This window comes from Serratia sp. (in: enterobacteria), assembly GCF_051654945.1.
Lineage (GTDB): Bacteria > Pseudomonadota > Gammaproteobacteria > Enterobacterales > Enterobacteriaceae > Chania.
Window position 1 is genome coordinate 72,466 of record NZ_JBOFZA010000028.1, and the last position, 19,289, is coordinate 91,754.

Sequence of the window (19,289 nt, forward strand, 5' to 3'; positions counted from 1 at the left end):
CGGCCAGTACGAAACGCATAATTATGGCACAAAAAAACCTGAATGAATATCCAGTATACGAATGCAACAAGGTCGATTGCCGAGACATTTTTGGAAGGCACTTCGCAGGTATAATCTAAGCAGGTGGCATGCTACAATTTGTGGTTTAGACTATCCAAAATGTGGTCTGAATCCACTTTAATGACTCATCGGGAGATCGAACATGGCCAGCAGAGGCGTAAACAAAGTAATTTTGGTCGGGAACCTGGGCCAAGACCCAGAGGTCCGTTACATGCCTAATGGCGGCGCAGTTGCCAACATTACCCTGGCGACCTCCGAAAGCTGGCGTGACAAGGCTACTGGCGAGCAGAAAGAAAAAACGGAATGGCACCGCGTGGTGCTGTTCGGCAAGCTGGCAGAAGTGGCGGGTGAATACCTGCGTAAAGGTTCCCAGGTTTACATTGAGGGCGCATTGCAGACCCGTAAATGGACCGATCAGGCTGGCGTAGAAAAATACACCACCGAAATCGTGGTCAACGTGGGTGGCACCATGCAGATGTTGGGTGGCCGCCAGGGCGGTGGTGCACCAGCAGGCGGCGGCGCTCCAGCGGGTGGCCAGCAGGGCGGTTGGGGTCAACCTCAGCAGCCACAGGGCGGCAACCAGTTCAGCGGTGGCCAGCAGCAGCAGGCTCGCCCAGCGCAAAACAGCGCACCAGCAACCAGCAATGAACCGCCAATGGACTTTGACGACGATATTCCGTTCTGATATCTGGCTGCTTAAAGCTGTTTGCTAAGATGAAACCCAGCCAATCCTTTGACTGGGTTTTGTTTTTTTGAGGCCAAGGGGCAGTGAGTCGGGTATTTTGTTGGTTATATGTTGTCAGGCACTACGGAGGTTGGGGTGATTGAAAAAATAACGATAAAAAATTTTAAGTCACTAGTTGATGTGAAGATTGAACTCGGCCAGTTCAACTGCTTTGTGGGTATGAATGGTGCGGGTAAAAGCACGTTACTACAAGCTTTGGATTTCATTTCCCAACAGATGCACGGTTTCTTGTATAGCTGGCTTGATTCCCGTGGCTGGACAAGCAAAGATCTCTACTCTCGAACTGGCGGTCTACGCGCAGCCCATCAAGGGATCTCTCTGGCGGTGCATTATCGTCTTCAAGATGGCAGTGGGTTAATTTGGGGAGGGAATTTTAATCGAACCTCGATGCGGTTGACTCGTGAGTTTATTTTGTTGGGAGATAAAGATAGTCAGGAAACGGTTCTGGAAGTTATAGACGGCAAATGTAAATTGCCAGACCAACAGTTTCCTATTCCTTTCGAGTACCAGGGTTCTGTGCTATCCCAACTCAAAGACAGTGTGTTACCTGCATCCGTGCGTGAGTTTCGGGATGCGATCAGAAATATTCGCTCTTTGGAACTACTGTCACCGCATTTGCTGCGCAAGCGTTCCCGCACCCAAGATAAAGATATTGGTGCGGGGGGTGAAAAGCTTTCCGGTTTTCTTGGCCAATTAAACGCGGCAGAAAAAGAACGGCTGTTAAGCCTGTTGCAAAAATTTTACCCGCGGCTGCAAAATTTTCGAGTAGCCACGGTAAAAGGAGGATGGAAGCGCCTTGCTGTATCCGAATCTTATAATATGACAGATGGACTATTTCCCGGAAAGGAAACAACTTTTGAAACGGAGGCCAGCCAGCTTAATGATGGTCTGCTGCGCATCCTGGCTATTTTGGCGCAAGCTGCATCACAAAGTTCCAGCCTATTGTTATTGGATGAAGTTGAGAACGGCATTAATCCCGAAATTATTGAGAAGCTGGTCGACACATTGGTGCAAAGCCCAATGCAGGTCATTGTCACAACGCATAGCCCAATGATTTTGAATTATCTTGAGGATGATATCGCTCGTAAGGCGGTTCAATTCGTTTATAAATCTCCTGAAGGGCACTCTCAGGTTCGTCGATTCTTTGATATCCCCCGTATTAACGACAAGCTCAGTTACATGGGGCCCGGGGAAGCTTTTGTCGATACTAATCTGCAAGAGCTAAGTGATGAGTGTGTTTCTTTGGATATACAGAAAGCAGTAGAAAAATCTAACAGTGGGAAAATAGCTAAATCTATGGGGGCCTGATGATAGTTGTTTTAAGTGGCGAGGGAGCGTCCGATTTGGGGCAATGCAGCAATATGCAAGGTATCTGTCAGATACCTGAATTTGTTTTCGGACCAATGGCTATGCTAATAGATAAGGAAATCGAGTCCGTTTATCATTACTCGGTGTTAGATTCTGCTCCTCAAAGTTATGTGTACATTAGTGAAGTCCGGCTAAAGGAGTTGGAGGTTCAGCGTAAAAATCAGCGCCGCCAAGTATCGTTAGTAGGCAAAAAAAAGGAGCAGGAGATGGGGTATTTTTCCATCAATGCCTGGATGCTAGGGGAAGAAGCATTAAGGATTGAGGAGCGATGCCAGGATCGTGCTATTGCCGTTATGTTTCGTGATTGTGATGGTTCTCGTTCTGCTGCGCGGGGCCTCTGGCAGTCTAAATGGGACTCGATGAAATCCGGTTTTGATCGTTCAGAGCTGGGTGTGCGTGGAGTCCCAATGATACCCAAACCGAAGTCTGAATCCTGGATGCTTTGCGCTATCAAAAACAACTATCAACATTGCGCAGCGTTAGAAAGCTTATCCGGTAATGATGATGCCCCAAATTCGGCGAAAGCACGGTTAACTGATGCAATGCATGGGCAATCGTCAACACAAGAGCAGCTTAATTGGTTGCAAGATAACGGTTTTGATTCGGTTGCTGTCGCAGCGCAAATGCCAAGTTATCAGAGTTTCAAAAGTGCCATGCAAAGTGCACTGGCTGCGATTTAGTTGATTGAGTCGTGGCGATTTAAAACATCGATACGCCGTGATCACGTATCGATGTTGTACAACGTTTGTTTACGCCGAGAAGCCGCCGTCAATCGTCAGGCTGGCACCGGTGATATATCCCGCTTCTGGCCCCGCCAGATAAGCCACAAAGCTGGCAATCTCTTCATCCTTGCCATAGCGGCCAATGGGCAGCATGGTCTTCATCAGTTCGGCAAAGTCGCCATCTGCCGGGTTCATATCGGTATCCACCGGGCCAGGCTGAACGTTATTGACAGTAATGCCACGTGAGCCCAGATCGCGAGCCATGCCTTTGGTTAAGCCGACCAGCGCCGACTTGCTCATGGCGTAGATCGCCCCGCCGGCAAACGGCATGCGTTCAGCGTTGGTGCTGCCGATGTTGATAATGCGGCCGTTGTCGTTCATGTGGCGTGCGGCCTCCTGGCTGGCAATGAATACGCTGCGCACGTTAATGGCCAGCGTGCGATCCAGATCCGCCAATGACAACTCCTCCAACTGACCCATTGCCAGCACGCCCGCGTTATTCACCAGAATGTCCAGCTTGCCAAAGCTGTTTACCGTCTGACGTACCGCCTGTTGCAAAGCCTCTGCGTCGGCGCTGTCTGCCTGAATGGCGATAGCTTGACCTCCCGCCGCGGTAATGGCCTCGACCACTTCATCGGCTCTATCGGGGGAGGAAACATAGGTAAAAGCGACGATGGCGCCTTCACGTGCCAGACGTTTAACGATGGCAGCACCGATACCGCGTGAACCACCTTGGACAAAAGCCACTCGACCTGACAGAAGCTGAGTTATCGACATGATATATCTCCAAAAGTCGTGAAGGTTATGAGTAGAAAAAGCAGTGTCGGGAAATAACGGACTAGGGATTGCCAGAGCATGGCTCTGTCTGGAAAGTGCCGGTTGGCTGGTAAATTATAGAGCAGTTTGGTTTTACTACCGGTCAAAACGCGAAAAGCCCCTTGCGGGGCTCGTAATCTGGCGATTAGTTGAAGATTTCTGCCGTGCCGTACAGTTTGTTCTGACCACCGGCTGAAACGATGCGATAAGAGTTGGCACCGGATGCGGCGGCTTTGCTGGCCAGTTCGGCTTCCAGGGCGCTCAGGTTGCTGGCACCGCTGACTGAAACCACACCGATTTTTTGTGAGTCGGCGCTTGCTTGGCTGGTGACCTGGTCAGCGGCAATGCTGGCGAAAGAAGCGGAAGTTAACAGTACAGCGGTAGCAAAAATTTTGATGCTTTTCATGGTTGATTCCTCAGAGATTTTGTTAGGTGAGAGGCCGTTGTCTCTCGATGTGTTAAATGATAGGCCACGGCTCCGGATTAGAAAATCGGAGAGTTTTGAGTATCTACTTCAAATAAACTGAAATAAGCGTAGGGTTGGCGATCGTTGAATTCACAACTACCTTTTAACCAGGGCTGTTAGGGAGTGGGTGTGATGACAACGAATCCGTTTATTGGCAGCTGGGCGCTGGTTTCTTCCGTATTTAAAGGGGAGGATGGTGCGATACATCATCCTTTGGGTGAGCAAGTGTTGGGGCGGATCAACTACGAAACCAACGGCACCATGGCGGCGCAGCTCTATAGCGCAACGCGGCCAAGGTTTGCCTCGGAGGATTTGGCGCAGGGCAGCGATCGGGAGATCCGCACCGCCTTTGTTAACATGCTTTGCTACTTTGGCCGCTACCGGATTGATGAAGATAAACACTGTGTCATTCATCAGGTCGAGGGGTGTTCGTTTCCCAACTGGCTGGGTAGCCAGCAGATCCGTTTCTACAGTTTCACCGACGATATGCTGACATTACGCACCGTACCGTTGCAGTTAGGCAACAGCGTGCAGATTGGCGAGTTGGTATGGCAACGGCTTCAGGCCGCCGAGGGAGAAAAAGCATGATTATCGTGCATCATCTGAATAACTCGCGTTCACAGCGCATCTTGTGGTTCCTGGAAGAATTGGGCGTTCCCTATCAGGTGGTGCGCTATCAACGCGACAAGACCACCATGCTGGCTCCGCCCGAATTGAAAAAAATCCATCCATTAGGGAAATCACCGATCGTGGTTGATGGCGATCTGACGCTGGCAGAATCGGGAGCCATTATCGAGTACCTGCAAGAAGCCTATGACGCACAAGGGTTATTTACACCTACTGATTTCCACGCTCGCCAGGAGTATCGCTATTGGCTGCACTATGCAGAAGGATCGTTGATGCCGTTAATGGTGATGAAACTGGTGTTCAGTCGTTTGGGGCATCCACCGATCCCGTGGGTCATGCGTCCGATTGCCGGGGCGATAGGTAAAGGCGTGCAGAGGGAATATCTGGATAAACAGATAGCGACGCATCGCGACTATCTTGAGCAGCACCTGAATAAAAGCACCTGGTTTGTAGGCAACGAATTCAGCGCGGCGGATATCCAGATGAGCTTCCCGGTGGAAGCACTGGCAGGCCGGGGTGGGCTGGAAGGTTGCCCGAAACTGCAAGACTATCTGCAACGTATTCATGCACGCCCTGCCTATCAACGTGCGCTGGAACAGGGTGGGCCGTTTAACATAGTGGGTTGAGGCATGAACTATACTCGATAGGGTCACTTTCATAGGAGGTAGCCCATGGCTACGCAAATTTTTATTAACCTGCCCGTTGGCAATTTGCCCGCTTCTATCGAGTTTTTTCGCCAACTGGGGTTTATCTTCAATCCGCAGTTTACCGATGACACCGCCGCCTGCATGGTCGTGAGTGACAGCATTTACGTGATGTTGCTGACCCACGAGAAATTCCAACTGTTTACCCCCAACCCCGTCAGCGATGCCAACAAAGCGACGGAGGTACTGATTTGCCTATCGCAACCCAGCCGTGCTGCCGTGGATGCATTGGTGCGTAAAGCCATTGCCGCCGGGGGGAACACTTATAATCAGCCACAGGATCACTGCAATATGTATGGCCATGGCTTCCAGGATTTGGATGGTCATATCTGGGAACTGATGTACATGGACGAGCATGCACTGCAGGCGTGATAATCTTTTCTGCCCCAGATCATCGGGGCATTCTTCTTCCCAAGCTGTAATGTGATAAACCTCACAGTTGCAACCCTGACGCTCCCCAATGCACTTTTGCATAAAATGTCGCGATCTTTAGTTGATCCGACGGCATAGAAGGCTAGATAATCGTTTGCCTTAAAAACCCTGCCTAGTAACGTTTGGGGTTTTCGAGGGCAAGACCACCATAAATCACCCGCTGCATGCGATGAGAGTTAAACGTTTGCCTGTTACACGGCGTCTTTTTGCCGCGTTCCTGAAGGGTAAGGAAGCGAACGTGACGGAAACGGTTTCGTAATGACCATGCATCAGTGGGATAACAAGCCTTTTCATCCAGGCTGGCAATGAAAAACAGGGGACAGCAACATGTCGAATTCTCAAGCAAATAACGCCGTAACACCCAAAGGCGGGCTTGATGCGTATTTTAAACTTACAGCACGGGGTACCAACGTGCGTCAGGAAGTGGTGGCAGGGTTAACCACCTTCCTGGCGATGGTCTACTCGGTGATCGTGGTTCCCAGCATGCTGGGTAAGGCCGGTTTCCCACCGACTGCAGTATTTGTTGCCACCTGCCTGGTTGCCGGTTTGGGTTCGTTGCTGATGGGGCTGTGGGCCAACCTGCCGATGGCGATTGGCTGCGCCATTTCACTGACCGCATTTACCGCCTTCAGTCTGGTACTGGGCCAGCACATCAGCATTCCCGTGGCGCTGGGTGCGGTATTCCTGATGGGGATCCTGTTTACCATCATCTCGATTACCGGCATTCGCTCCTGGATCTTGCGTAACCTGCCGATGGGGGTCGCGCATGGTACCGGTATTGGTATCGGTCTGTTCCTGCTGCTGATTGCGGCTAACGGTGTCGGCCTGGTGGTGAAAAACCCGCTGGATGGCTTGCCGGTGGCGCTGGGGGCATTTACTTCATTCCCGGTGGTGATGACGTTAATCGGGCTGGCGGTGATCTTCGGTCTGGAAAAACTGCGCGTGCCTGGTGGGATCTTGCTGGTCATTATTGCCATTTCGGTTATCGGCCTGATTTTCGACCCGGCGGTGAAATACCAAGGGCTGTTCGCCATGCCTAGCCTGGCGGGGCCAGACGGTAAATCGCTGATCTTCAGCCTGGATATCATGGGGGCTTTACAACCGGTCGTGCTGCCAAGCGTGTTGGCATTGGTGATGACGGCGGTGTTCGATGCCACGGGTACCATCCGTGCGGTTGCCGGGCAGGCTAACCTGTTGGATAAAGATGGTCAGATTATTAACGGTGGCAAAGCGCTGACCTCTGACTCACTGAGCAGCATCTTCTCCGGGCTGGTTGGGGCAGCACCAGCGGCGGTTTATATCGAATCTGCTGCGGGTACGGCGGCGGGCGGCAAAACCGGCCTGACGGCTACTGTAGTTGGGTTGTTGTTCCTGCTGATCCTGTTCCTGTCGCCATTGTCTTATCTGGTGCCAGTGTATGCTACCGCTCCGGCGCTGATGTATGTTGGCCTGCTGATGCTGAGCAACGTCACCAAGCTGGACTTCGACGACTTTGTTGATGCCATGGCCGGTTTGCTGTGTGCGGTGTTTATCGTGCTGACCTGTAATATCGTGACTGGCATCATGCTGGGCTTCAGCTCGCTGGTGATTGGCCGCGTGTTCTCTGGTGAATGGCGCAGGCTGAACATCGGTACCGTGTTGATCGCCGTGGCTCTGGTTGCGTTTTATGCGGGTGGCTGGGCAATTTAAGCTTCCTTTCAACGGGGCCGCCCTTCGGCTCCGTTGTTTAACTCCTTAGGACTATTCTCCTTATTTTCTGCGATGTGTTTTTAAAGGCACAACAAGCTTTATCCGTACTAAAAAAAGTGATCTACTATTCGGATACATTTACCCGCACGCTTGGTGATCTGAACTTAAGAGTCTAAGGAAAGCATGGAAATCTTTTTTACAATCCTCATTTTGATCCTGGTGGTCTCCCTGTCTGGGGTGGTAACGCGCATGTTGCCGTTCCAGATCCCGCTACCTTTAATGCAGATAGCCATTGGGGCCCTGCTGGCCTGGCCGAATTTCGGGCTGCACGTTGATTTTGACCCCGAGCTGTTTTTAGTGCTGTTTATTCCGCCGCTGCTGTTTGCTGACGGTTGGAAGACACCGACACGCGAATTCCTCCACCACGGGCGTGAAATCCTGGGGCTGGCATTGGTGCTGGTGTTGATCACCGTGGTCGGAGTGGGTTATCTCATTTACCTGATGGTGCCGGGTATTCCGTTGGTTGCTGCGTTTGCGCTGGCGGCGGTGCTGTCACCGACGGATGCGGTGGCACTGGGCGGCATTGTCGGCAAAGGGCGCATCCCCAGAAGTATCATGGGCGTGCTGGAAGGTGAGGCGTTGATGAATGACGCTTCCGGCCTGGTATCGTTGAAGTTTGCCATCGCGGTAGCGATGGGCACCATGGTATTTACCGTCGGTGGTGCCTCCATGGAGTTCCTGAAGGTGGCGATCGGTGGTCTGCTCGCCGGCGTAGCGGTGACCTGGACATACAGTAAATCACTGCGCGTAATGAGCCGTTGGAGCGGGGACGATCCGGCCACGCAGATTGTATTGTTGCTGCTGTTACCTTTTGCCTCTTACCTGATTGCCGAACATATCGGCGTGTCTGGCATCCTGGCTGCCGTTGCGGCGGGGATGACCATCAGCCAGTCCGGTGTGATCCGTAATGCCCCGCTGGCCATGCGTTTGCGTGCCAACAGCGTCTGGGCGATGCTGGAATTTGTGTTCAACGGTATGGTGTTCATCCTGTTGGGGCTGCAATTGCCGGGGATCCTGGAAACCTCGATTTTGCAGGCTGAACTGGATCCGACTATCGAGACCTGGTACCTGTTCACCGACGTGGCGATTATCTACGCCGCACTGCTGGTGCTGCGTTTCAGCTGGTTGTGGCTGATGAAAAAGGCCAGTAATCGCTTTATGAAAAAACGCCCACTGCAATTTGGCGAGTACAGCATGCGTGAGCTGTGGGTTGCTTCTTTCGCTGGCGTGCGTGGGGCGATTACCCTGGCTGGTGTGCTCTCCATCCCGCTGTTACTCAGCGACGGCACCGCCTTCCCGGCGCGTTACCAACTGGTGTTCATCGCCACCGGCGTGATCTTGCTGTCGTTGATTGTTGGCGTACTGGCCTTGCCGTTATTGCTACGCGGTGTGCATGTGGCGGACAAGAGCGTCAGCAAGACCGAAGAGCGCATGGCGATTGCCATGGCGGCCGAAGTGGCGATCGAAAGCATCAACAAGATGGAAGAACGGCTGGTGGCAGACACCGAGGAAAACTTCGATCCGCAGGTGCTGAAAGAGGTGAGCTCCCGGGTGATCGGTATGCTGCGACGGCGCATAGCCAGCAAAGATGATATCGAAAACGCCTTGGCGCTGGAAAACCTTGAGCGGCGTTTCCGGTTAACCGCGTTGCGGGCGGAGCGTGGTGAGCTTTATCACCTGCGTGCCACGCAGAAAATCAGCAACGAGACGCTGCAAAAACTGCTGCACGATCTCGACCTGCTGGAAGCCTTGCTGGTTGAGCGAGAAGGCTGACCCTCTCCTTAAGGGCCGCTCAGCGGCCCTTTTGTTATTCTTACGAGGCTTCCGCCTTGCTCTCTTTACTCTGAATCAGCTTCAATGCCAGATACAGGTCAGGCACCAGGATCAGGCTGCGATCTTTACCGCTGGCGCGATCGACGCGAAACCAGCGTGTCAGTTCAGTACGCCGGCCTGCCAGCACCAGGCTTATTCCCCGCTGTTGCAGATCCCGCTTCAATTCCTCGATAGCGGCCAGCACGCTGATATCCGCGTGGGTAAAGCTGGCCACCGCATCAATCACCACCCAACGTGGCTGGAGGGGCGAGCCATCCACCAGGCTGGCGATCCGCCGCTTGAAATAGGCCACGTTAAAGTAGGTCAACGGCGAATTGAAGCGGTACATAATCACGCCGTCGACCGGCTTTATCTCGTTGCTCTTACCTATCGAATGGATCATACCGTCGGCGTTGACGCCGAGTAGCTGTTCGGTAGGCCGGAAAACCGTTTGTAGAAACTGCAACAGGCCCAGCAGCACTGCCAGCCCGATACCGGGAATGATCCCTACCAGCAGCACGCTCAAGAAGGTAAACAGTGCCAGATAGAACGCGGAACGATTGCGCTTACGCAGCCGGAAAATGCTGCGCATATCCAGCAACGACCAAGAGGCGTAAATCAGCACCACGCCGAGAACTGCGATGGGAATAAACTGCAAAGGCTCGCTAAAAAACGCGACCACTACCGCGATCGCCAATGCGGCAATGATCGAAACCAGCTGGCTCTTGCCCCCGTTGGCATCATTAACGGCGGTACGGGAGTTGGCACCGCTGATGGCAAATCCCTGTGAAAGCCCGGAGACGATATTGACCAGCCCCAGTGCGCGAAACTCGCTGTCGGCGTCCACCTCATAACCATTTTTGGCCGCAAAGCTGCGGGTGGTCAGCATCATACTGACGAAGCTGACGACCGCCAGGTTGAGCGCCGGGATCACCAGATCGCGCAGCAGTCCCGGTTTAAAATCCGGCCATGTCACCATCGGCAAACTGCCGCCGGTATAGCCGCCGACCGTCTCAATGCCAAAGTGCGGTAAATTCGCTGCCCAGGTCAACGCCGTCGTCAACACCACGGCGAATAGCGGTGCGGGCCAGTTAGGCCGGGCGTAGTGGACGCCGAGCAGGATCAGCAACGTCATCAGCGAGATAGCCATCGTCGGCCAGTGGCTGTTGAGTAAATTGGTCGGCAGCGCGTAAATGCGTTCAATCAATTCGCTGGAGGGCGAGGGATAGCCAAACACCTTACTGATCTGGTTGACGATAATTGTCAGCGCCACGCCGTTAAGCAAGCCATTCAGGATGGGGCGTGACAGCAGGTCCGCAATCGCCCCGAGCTTGAAGCGGCTGGCAATCAGGCACCAGGTTCCCATCATCAGCGTCATCACGATGGTCAATTGCCAATGCAGTTCGGTATGGCCAGCCGCTAGCGGCGTGACCACGGCGGCGATCACCGCACAGGTTGCCGCATCGGGCCCGACGATCAACTGCCGCGATGAGCCAAAAATGGCGTAGGCGATCATCGGCAGAATGCAGGAATACAGCCCGACAATGGCGCTCACGCCCGCCAACTCGGCATAGGCAATCGCCACCGGTAATGCCACTGCCGCCACCGAGAGGCCAGCGCGGATATCAGGTTTCAGCCAACTGCGCTCGTAAGCGAGCAGATTCATCAGGCCAGGAGCGATACTCTGGAGGGATTTCCGCGGCATATTCTTCCATCCGGCTTAGTCATGGGCATGCTGTCTCTTTCGTTAGCCGGAAGAGTAATTCAGCGGTTGTGGTGAATTTTAGCGCGTATTAGCCGAAGTATAGCAGGCGATTGTGACCTGAATTTGGCAGCCGAAGAATGGGGAAAAGGGAGTGAAAGTGCTACAGATTAATTCCAGTACCTGACTGTGGCTCAGGACTAACCCCCTCTCCCTGCAACGAGTATTAAAAACGTCCTCGGTTTATATTTTGGGAGAGGGTTGGGGTGAGGGGCTGGCTACGGCCAATACTCGCGGCAGCAGGCAATCCAGGCCTGGGCGCTGTGGGAAAGATAGTTGCCCTGACGCCAGATCAGCCCTACCTGCCACTCCATCCGTGGTTCTAACGGTAGCCAAAGCAGGCTTTCTTTATCCAACCATTGGCAGACCGGCTCCGGTAAAGTAGCAATACCGACTCCGGCCTGCACCATCGCCGCCAAAAAGTCCCACTGGCCGCTGCGTACGGCAATCTTGGGTTCGAAACCTGCCTGCTGAAAGGCCGCCATCAGCATTTTGTATAGCGTGAAATCTTCGTTATATATCAGGATTGGCCATTCGGCTAACTCACTGATAGCAATGCTGGTTCGATTGAGCCAGTGCGGAGATTTTGGCACTACCACACACATCGGATGGCTTAACAAGGGTAAAAAGGTCAACGGCTGGTCAGAGACGGCGGGCAGTATCGTCATTGCCAGATCCAGCTCCCCGGTTAACACCGCCTGCTCAACCGACTGGCCACCCAGCTCGGAAATCCTCAGCTCGATCCCTGGATAGGTCTGACGGAACTGGCGGATCAAACCGGCGATCTGTCTGCCCACCATGGGGGGAATACCCAGCCGCAGCACACCCTTTTTCACCGAGCTGATATCTTCCAGTTCGGCTTCCAACTGGCGGAACTCGTCCAAAATGGCCAGACCGCGTTGATAGACCGCCTGCCCGCTGTCGGTGAGGTGTAGCTTGCGTCCTTCGCGCACCAGCAGCGTACACTCCAGCTCGTCTTCCAGATGGCGCAGCATCTTGCTGATGGTGGGTTGGGTGACAAACAGCTTCTCGGCCGCGCGGGTGAAGCTTTGCTGACGAACCACTTCCACAAAGTAACGCAGGGTGCGGACATCCACGTTGGACTCTCCTGATGGCGATACCGCCGGGAAAGTATTCCCATACGGCATGATATTGATGATTTTAATTCATTTCAGGCAGGGTTTCCCGGCTGCGTATACTGTGAGCCGTGATTATTTCCGAGGTTATTTCCATGTCTCTGGCGTTACGCCGTGCCGCGCCTGCTGTTCTGACCCGCCTACAGGTGCCGATCCAGGTGGTGCTGTATGCCTTGTTATTCCTGCTGGCCGATCGGCTGGTGCAACAATTTCATCTGCCGTTACCCGCGAACATCGTCGGTATGTTGCTGCTGTTGGCGCTGATCCTGTTGCGTATTTTACCGCTCAACTGGGTGAAGGCCGGGTCACGCTGGCTGCTGGCTGAAATGCTGCTGTTTTTTGTGCCAGCGGTGGTGGCGGTGGTGAACTATGCCCAGTTGCTGATGGTGGAAGGCTGGAAGATTTTTCTGGTGATTGCCATCAGTACCATGTTGACGCTGGGCGTGACCGGGCTGGTGGTAGATCGTGTTTACCGGTTTGAGATTTGGCTGCAACGGCGGAAAACGCATCATGAATGACCTTATCCTCAGCGTGACCTGCTTGGTGGTGACGCTGGTGCTTTATTTTGCCAATAAAAGGCTTTATCGCCGCCGCCGTAGCCTGTTGTTGATGCCGTTGGTGCTGACGCCGATGGTGTTGGTATTGCTGCTGGTGGTGACGCATATCTCGTATCAGAGCTATATCGGTGAAACGCACTGGCTGCTATGGCTGCTTGGCCCGGCAACTATCGCCTTCGCCGTGCCGGTATATGAAAACCTGCATATTATCCGCCGTCATTGGCTATCCCTTAGCGCCGGGGTGCTCACCGCAGTGGTGGTCGCCGTTTACAGTTCGGTGTGGCTGGCTCGTTGGCTGACGCTGCCGGATGAAGTGCAGCGCAGCTTGGCGGTGCGTTCCATCACGACGCCGTTCGCGTTGGAAGCGGCCAAGCAGATGGGCGGCCAGCCGGACTTGGTGGCACTGTTTGTGGTGATCACCGGCGTGTTTGGCATGGCGGTGGGCGATATTCTGTTCCTGCGCCTGTCGGTGCGTAGTGGTTTGGCGAAAGGGGCGGGATTTGGGGCTTCTTCGCACGGAGCCGGAACGGCCAGAGCCTACGAGATTGGCCAACAGGAAGGCGTGGTGTCCAGCCTGGTGATGATGCTGGCAGGGATTATCACGGTGATCGGTGCACCCTTGATTGGCCGTTTGATGTGGTAATTGGGGGCAGGAATTAGCCCCCAGAAATACTCAGCGAGCAGCTTGGATCAGGGCCACAATCAGCGGAGAAAGCTCACCACGTAACGCCGCACGTTCGGATTGGAACAGAGTGGCGGCGTAAAAACGGTGCCCCGGCAGCTCCACCGAACGGACATCCCCTTCAGTATCATGCCCGCTGATAATCAGCGGATGCTGTTCCAGATCGGCGACAAATTCAGGATTCACCCCAAAGTTGCAGTGGTAGCCCTCATGAGTTTCCAACTTGCCATAGGCACGGGCGATCATGGTGTTCGGCTGGAACAGGATGTTGCCGGTTTTCTCGACCAGTGAACAACTCAACGGAGCGATCACCAGGCGGCCACCGTTATCGGTCTCCGCGTGACCAGCATCGTGCCAACCCATCACATTACGAGCATATTCCACCACGGCATATTGAAACCCACCGCAGGATCCCAGGAAGGGGATGTTCTGCTCGCGGGCATGGCGGATGGTCATAAAGACGCCGTCATCATTGCGATAGGGGCTGCCAGGTACTACCCAGATAGCATCGTAGCTCTGTAGGGCAGAGATATCGGTCAAGGTTTCTGTGGGAAGCCACTGAGATTGGATATCAATATCCAGGTGTGAGGCGGTGAGTTGCAGAGCGACGGGGATGGCTTGGTGGGCAACGGCTTCGCTGCGGTAATCGCCGACCAGAGCAAGACGAACCTGCGTTTTCAACATTTCCATTTTCCTGTGCGGGTAAAAAAGGATGTTACAGCAGAGTTAAATTTTGATCTGTGAGTTTTTCTGGGCAGAGCACGAAATGCGTGGGGTCACCAGAGCTGGCACCCCAAGAAAGTGAGTTTAATACAGTGACGGCGAACCGGCCGGGCGCGTTTTGAAGCGGCGATGCAGCCACAGATACTGTTCTGGGGCGCGCATGATTTCTTTCTCTACCACTTTGTTCATGTAGGCGGCTGCGGCGACCTCATCGTCGAGTGGGTAGCCCTCCAGTGCCGGCTGGATCAGCAGATCGTAACCACAGCCTTTCGGGCGGCGGATCAACACAACAGGCACCAATGCCGGTTTGGCCATGCGGGCCAGCATAAAGGTACCGCTGGTGGTGGCAGCCTGATCGACGGCAAACAGTGGGGCAAACACGCTGCCACGTGGGCCGTAATCCTGATCCGGCGCAAACCAGACGGCTTCGCCGCGTTTTAAGGCTTGTACCATACCGCGCAGGTCTTTGCGATCCAGCATGGCTTTGTTGGAGCGCATACGGCCTTTAGTCTGCGCCCACTCCATAGCTTTGTTGTTGTGCGGGCGATACATCGCCATCATCGGCTGACACAGGCCCATCGCCCTGCCACCCAGTTCCAACGACATGAAGTGCACACCAATCACCAATACACCACGGCCATCCTGCTGGGCCTGTTTCAGGTGGTTGATACCGGTCACGTTGAACCAGCGTCTCACGCGCTTATCTGACCAGAACCAGGCCATGCCGGTTTCCAGCAGGCCCATGCCGAGGGATTCGAAGTTACCGATAATTTTGCGTTCACGCTGGGCTTCATCCATCTCCGGGAAGCACAGTTCAAGATTGCGGCGGGTGATTGACACGCGGCGTTTCAGGAAGCGCATTGAGGTGCGGCCCATCCACCCGCCGAGCTTGTGCAGCACGGGATAGGGTAGTTGAACCAGCAGGAACAGAACGCCCAGGCCAAACCAGGTCAGCCAGTAGCGTGGGTGCAGTAATGCACGTTTGAAAGTCTGTGGACGCTTCATATTAACTCTATATGCGAAATGGGGTAGAAACCTGTAGCGCATAAAGAAGCGACTCGATAGCGATACAATACTCAGACACCCGGTCATGGTGATCGTTTAGCCATTGACTAAACCTTTACATTCGAAGGGCGGTTCGCACTGCTATCAGGCTTCGGAACAACGGCTGCTTGCCAGCGAAGGAGGCTCTCGTAAGCGGTATGATACCACACAAAACGTGGGTGTGAGAGCGGGGGGGAATGCGAAGATTCTTATTTGACTGACTGCCTGGTTTGGCCGCGTGCCAGGTGGGAATTGCTGCAGTGCCGCTCAGATTTTTGCATAAGGCTGAGCAGAACAGGGAAAGACCGCCATTATTGGCCAGATCCCAACGGGCATGTTTTAAGGGTTGGCTAGCGGCACGACCCGCATCAAATAATTTAATTAATCATATGGCGGGTTAATGGTCTGGTAGCGATAGGATTTATATTGATATGTATTAAAATTGCAGGCAATTTATTCATGACTCTCTATACAATAATGGAAGAATCGCTCATTTCTCTTCTGGTTCAAGGATGGTTGGTATGAAAAGGCTCATTATAACGGCGGCATTAACCAGTTTATTACCTGGTTACAGTACCTACGCCGAAGAAAGTTATCTGGTCTATAACCCAAAGAATACTGCGGTATTTCAGGTGCGTTTCTTTGATGTCGGTGATGGTCCTTTTATGGGCGATGCCACGCAGCCGTATGAGTCGACCTGGGATTTGAATCGGCAGCAGAAAGCAAAAATACTGGATGCCATGCATTATTGGGCCGAAATTATTACCCCCAAACCAGGACAATTACCTGCGGTCGTCAATGTGGGCACGTTTGATATGGCTAACGCAGCAGGTTCCAGCGATTCCGTAACCGATGGAGTCACCAGCATTACGCAATTGCAGGGGGCGCTAAACGGTGTTGATACTGGTGAGTTAACCTTTGGCTCTCATGCCCAATTTGTCATGGGAAAATTGGATTTTGATAATATTCCCTATGTTCCGGCGCAATTACCCCGCTCTGGCAAGACAGATCTGGTCAGCGTTGCTGTCCATGAGTTAGCTCACGGGTTGGGTATTTCCAATATGGCCTCTGACCAGCAGGGAACTGAGACATTCACCCCGGCTTTTGACAATCAGCCTTTTGGTTCGTGGACCGAGCACCTGCGTGATGACAATGGAAACCCAGCCCGGCCCGGTCAGGTCATATTATGCGAGGGATGTAAGAACCCATGGGATCCGCATGGCTTTGATGTACGCCTCGATAAGGGGTATTTCGCAGGTAAAAACGTGGATCAAGTGCTGGCGGGGGCCATGCCCGGAGTTCCGGTGAGAATGTTGGCTGATGATGGCTCGGTTGATGATAACTATATGAGCCATATCGAGCTGAAAAACAGCATGATGAGCCACCAGAATTACCGCAACTATACTACGTTTATGGAAGCTGAGTTGGCGTTATTGCAGGATATGGATTATCAGATCGATCGGCGTAATTTTTTCGGTTTTTCGCTCTACGGTGATGGGCAGACGCTGGTTAATCGGCATGGCTACTTCTTACGTAATGAGCAGGGCAATAGCTACGTAGTGGGGCAATATAATACCGCAACATTGGGCGTTGGCTTGCATGTTTACGGCAGCAATAACCACATCTTTCAGCAAGCGGATCTGCTAACTGAGGGAACTGGTGGGGCTGGTGTTCGCATCGACGGGCAAAGCAACACTTTGAACGTGGAGCCTGGGACTCGCATTTATGCGGATGGGGTCAATGGTCGTGCGGTGATGTTTGCCTATGGCAAGGATCATAACCTTATTCATCGTGGTGATATTCAGGCGTCAGGCATCAATGGTCTGGCCCTTAGTTTTGATTTTGGTAATAACCTGCTGGGCAACGATGTAGATTACCGGGGGTCCTGGATACACTATGTTGGCGAATATTCTGCCAAATTATTACCTGAGCTGGAGGGAGGGTTGGTGGATCGCGCCGACATTAGCGGACGGGTTGCCGGTAAAGGCGCGGCTATTTATATCTCGCCAAACGCGCTGGTCAACAATATTAATATATTGAACGGTGCGCGGCTGGAGGGTGATATCTACGCTGCGTATAATCAGTTGGATAATGATGGGCATCAGCGCCTTACCCAGTTAACCTTTGGGCGCATGGCCAATTCGCAAGGGCAGGCAACCGATCAACCCGATCCCAATTTCAGGTTTGACTACCAGAGCAATATTTATGGTATCTACAACCTGGCGCTAAGCACTCGTGGTGGGATCACGTCGCTGAATGGTGAGCATTATATTTACAGCCTGTTTATCGCACCGGGTTCTACGCTGGCAGGCAACAGCGATTATACCCTGAACCCGGCGGGTAGCTTGGTGAATGACGGTATTCTCGCCCCGGGTAATTCGCTAGGGCAAATCGGGATTACCGGCCTTTATCAACAGGGAGAGAATGGGCAATTGTTGTTGGAGGTTGATGGGCGCGGTGGGCACGATACGCTGGTGGTTAACGGTCATGCTGAACTCAACGGTCAGTTGACGTTGGCACCGCAGCCAGACTGGTACGCGCCAGACTGGCGGCAAGACTCGGGCGAGATGCTGAAAGCAACCTCGTACAGCGGTGAATTCCGTAAGGTGAACGCTTTGCTCAGTTCGCCCACGTTGACCTTGCAGGCAACACCGCAAGGAGAGAATCATTGGCAGCTTGCGATGCTGCGTGCTGACAACGCCTACAGCCAATATGCTCAGGACGGCAACGCGCGGCAGGTCGGTCAGGCGCTGGATCGCATGGTTGCGCTCGTGGGTACCGATATCCAACCATTGTATCAAACGTTGGACTTTTCAGCCGCCGATGGCAGCAGCGTGAGCAGTGCCTTGCAGCAACTTTCCCCCGCAGCTTACAGTGCGATGTTCGCCAGCTCGCTCAATCGTGAACAACAGATTACGCGGATCGTTAGCGGCACCACGACGCCAGAACCGCAGGTTGCCGGAGAGTGGCACAGTTTTGCCATCCCGTTTGGCGGCGGTTTCTGGCAGCAACGGCAAAGCGATCGGGTTGGCTATGATGCCAGCAGCTATGGCGTCGTGTTTGGTGCCGAAAAGCAGAGCGAGCAGCAGCGTAATTGGGTGTATGGGTTCCACGGTGCGGTCAGTGGTCAATCGGTAACGGTAAAATCACCGGAAAACGCGACCGGTAAAACCACGGCTTTCGATCTGGGGATTCAGGCCCGTTACGCCGTCGATCGGCAGGCTGGAATGTATCTGTTCGGCAGTGGTCGCTTTGGTATTGAAGATAGCCGCGTGGATCGCAGCATCAGTGTAGAGGCTTATCAGGCGAAACAGCAGGCCAGTTGGACCGGCTTGGCTGGGTCTGTTGCCGCCGGTGGTGGCTATCGTTGGGCATTGAACGACCATCTGAGTGCTGGGCCGGTGGCCGCCTTGAATTACACCACCTTGCATCGCCCAGGCGTGAAGGAAACGGGCAGCGACGGCAGTCGCCTGGCGTTAAACTCGAGCACCTTTGATTCTCTCCGCTCCAGCATTGGGGTAAACGGCAGTTGGGATGTGCCACTCACTTCAGGCGCTGCGATAGCCGCCGATCTGCAACTCACCTGGGATCATGAGTTGCTGGATACCGATGTGTCGCAAGAGGCCTATTTCGCCAACTACCCTACGCAGAGCTTTAGCAACAACAGTCAGGTGGCCGGGCGTGACGCAATGGGAGTAAAGGCCGGGGCTCGTTATCAAATCAATAAGGATGTGGAGCTGGGAGTGGGGGTTGAGAGCGAACTGTTTCGTCCAGGCTTTGACTCCGTAGCGGGCAATCTGTCAGCCGTCTGGCGTTTCTGACAGGTAAAGAAAAAGGCGCTTATCAAATGAGATAAAAGCGCCTTTTTTCAACATGTTAACTGA

Annotated in this window: 17 protein-coding genes; 11 read left to right on the forward strand and 6 right to left on the reverse strand. The window is 53.5% G+C overall.

What is annotated here, in order from left to right:
• Positions 1–202 precede the first annotated feature (202 nt).
• The 3 genes from ssb1 to ACRDCA_RS02695 all read left to right on the forward strand — a co-directional run bounded on the left by ssb1 (position 203) and on the right by ACRDCA_RS02695 (position 2,853).
• Entirely contained in the window at positions 203–745 is a 543-nt protein-coding gene (ssb1, locus tag ACRDCA_RS02685) for a single-stranded DNA-binding protein SSB1 (RefSeq protein ID WP_025119606.1), read from the forward strand.
• Positions 746–880: 135 nt separating this feature from the next.
• Positions 881–2,113, forward strand: a complete 1,233-nt coding sequence (locus tag ACRDCA_RS02690) for an AAA family ATPase (protein ID WP_438688196.1) — start codon at positions 881–883, stop codon at positions 2,111–2,113.
• Positions 2,113–2,853 (forward strand): hypothetical protein, encoded by a 741-nt coding sequence (locus tag ACRDCA_RS02695; RefSeq protein WP_438688197.1) that lies wholly within the window; start codon positions 2,113–2,115, stop codon positions 2,851–2,853. The genes ACRDCA_RS02690 and ACRDCA_RS02695 overlap by 1 nt, the downstream gene beginning before the upstream one ends.
• A gap of 69 nt (positions 2,854–2,922) precedes the next feature.
• On the opposite strand, the gene ACRDCA_RS02700 is transcribed toward ACRDCA_RS02695, so the two are convergent.
• Both ACRDCA_RS02700 and bhsA read right to left on the reverse strand, forming a co-directional pair.
• On the reverse strand, positions 2,923–3,672 hold the full coding sequence (locus tag ACRDCA_RS02700) for a 3-oxoacyl-ACP reductase family protein (RefSeq protein WP_438688198.1): 750 nt from the start codon (positions 3,670–3,672) through the stop codon (positions 2,923–2,925).
• Positions 3,673–3,856: 184 nt separating this feature from the next.
• Entirely contained in the window at positions 3,857–4,117 is a 261-nt protein-coding gene (gene bhsA, locus ACRDCA_RS02705; protein WP_438688199.1) for a multiple stress resistance protein BhsA, read from the reverse strand.
• A 192-nt stretch (positions 4,118–4,309) separates the two neighbouring features.
• Between bhsA and ACRDCA_RS02710 the strand changes: the two genes are divergently transcribed.
• The 5 genes from ACRDCA_RS02710 (at position 4,310) to ACRDCA_RS02730 (ending at position 9,462) form a co-directional block, all read left to right on the forward strand.
• Entirely contained in the window at positions 4,310–4,765 is a 456-nt protein-coding gene (locus ACRDCA_RS02710; protein ID WP_438688200.1) for a lipocalin-like domain-containing protein, read from the forward strand.
• Positions 4,762–5,430: a glutathione S-transferase family protein gene (locus ACRDCA_RS02715; RefSeq protein ID WP_438688201.1), complete on the forward strand. Its 669-nt coding sequence runs from the start codon at positions 4,762–4,764 to the stop codon at positions 5,428–5,430. Before ACRDCA_RS02710 ends, ACRDCA_RS02715 begins: the two co-directional genes overlap by 4 nt.
• A gap of 45 nt (positions 5,431–5,475) precedes the next feature.
• On the forward strand, positions 5,476–5,880 hold the full coding sequence (locus tag ACRDCA_RS02720; protein ID WP_438688202.1) for a VOC family protein: 405 nt from the start codon (positions 5,476–5,478) through the stop codon (positions 5,878–5,880).
• A 387-nt stretch (positions 5,881–6,267) separates the two neighbouring features.
• Positions 6,268–7,629 carry an NCS2 family permease gene (locus ACRDCA_RS02725; RefSeq protein ID WP_024527991.1) on the forward strand — a complete coding sequence of 454 codons (1,362 nt, stop codon included), beginning with the start codon at positions 6,268–6,270 and terminating at the stop codon, positions 7,627–7,629.
• A 183-nt stretch (positions 7,630–7,812) separates the two neighbouring features.
• Positions 7,813–9,462: a Na+/H+ antiporter gene (locus tag ACRDCA_RS02730; protein WP_438688203.1), complete on the forward strand. Its 1,650-nt coding sequence runs from the start codon at positions 7,813–7,815 to the stop codon at positions 9,460–9,462.
• Between the two features lie 40 nt (positions 9,463–9,502).
• Here ACRDCA_RS02730 and ACRDCA_RS02735 read toward each other — a convergent pair whose 3' ends face one another.
• Both ACRDCA_RS02735 and ACRDCA_RS02740 read right to left on the reverse strand, forming a co-directional pair.
• Positions 9,503–11,206, reverse strand: coding sequence for a SulP family inorganic anion transporter (locus ACRDCA_RS02735; RefSeq protein WP_438688204.1), 1,704 nt, complete (start codon positions 11,204–11,206; stop codon positions 9,503–9,505).
• 275 nt (positions 11,207–11,481) lie between these two features.
• Positions 11,482–12,360 (reverse strand): LysR family transcriptional regulator, encoded by an 879-nt coding sequence (locus ACRDCA_RS02740; protein ID WP_438688205.1) that lies wholly within the window; start codon positions 12,358–12,360, stop codon positions 11,482–11,484.
• 134 nt (positions 12,361–12,494) lie between these two features.
• On the opposite strand from ACRDCA_RS02740, the gene ACRDCA_RS02745 reads away from it, so the two are divergent.
• Both ACRDCA_RS02745 and ACRDCA_RS02750 read left to right on the forward strand, forming a co-directional pair.
• Positions 12,495–12,917 carry a CidA/LrgA family protein gene (locus ACRDCA_RS02745; protein ID WP_438688206.1) on the forward strand — a complete coding sequence of 141 codons (423 nt, stop codon included), beginning with the start codon at positions 12,495–12,497 and terminating at the stop codon, positions 12,915–12,917.
• Entirely contained in the window at positions 12,910–13,599 is a 690-nt protein-coding gene (locus tag ACRDCA_RS02750; RefSeq protein ID WP_438688207.1) for an LrgB family protein, read from the forward strand. The genes ACRDCA_RS02745 and ACRDCA_RS02750 overlap by 8 nt, the downstream gene beginning before the upstream one ends.
• Positions 13,600–13,629: 30 nt before the next feature.
• Here the strand turns inward: ACRDCA_RS02750 and ACRDCA_RS02755 are convergent, their stop codons facing one another.
• The gene (locus ACRDCA_RS02755; protein WP_438688208.1) at positions 13,630–14,322 is read right to left on the reverse strand and encodes a CTP synthase C-terminal region-related (seleno)protein; all 693 of its coding nucleotides are present in this window, start codon (positions 14,320–14,322) and stop codon (positions 13,630–13,632) included.
• Between the two features lie 123 nt (positions 14,323–14,445).
• A complete protein-coding gene (gene lpxP / locus ACRDCA_RS02760) occupies positions 14,446–15,366 on the reverse strand; it encodes a kdo(2)-lipid IV(A) palmitoleoyltransferase (protein ID WP_438688209.1) in 921 nt (306 codons plus the stop codon).
• Positions 15,367–15,926: 560 nt separating this feature from the next.
• Between lpxP and ACRDCA_RS02765 the strand changes: the two genes are divergently transcribed.
• On the forward strand, positions 15,927–19,226 hold the full coding sequence (locus ACRDCA_RS02765; protein ID WP_438688210.1) for an autotransporter outer membrane beta-barrel domain-containing protein: 3,300 nt from the start codon (positions 15,927–15,929) through the stop codon (positions 19,224–19,226).
• The last annotated feature ends 63 nt before the right edge of the window (positions 19,227–19,289 follow it).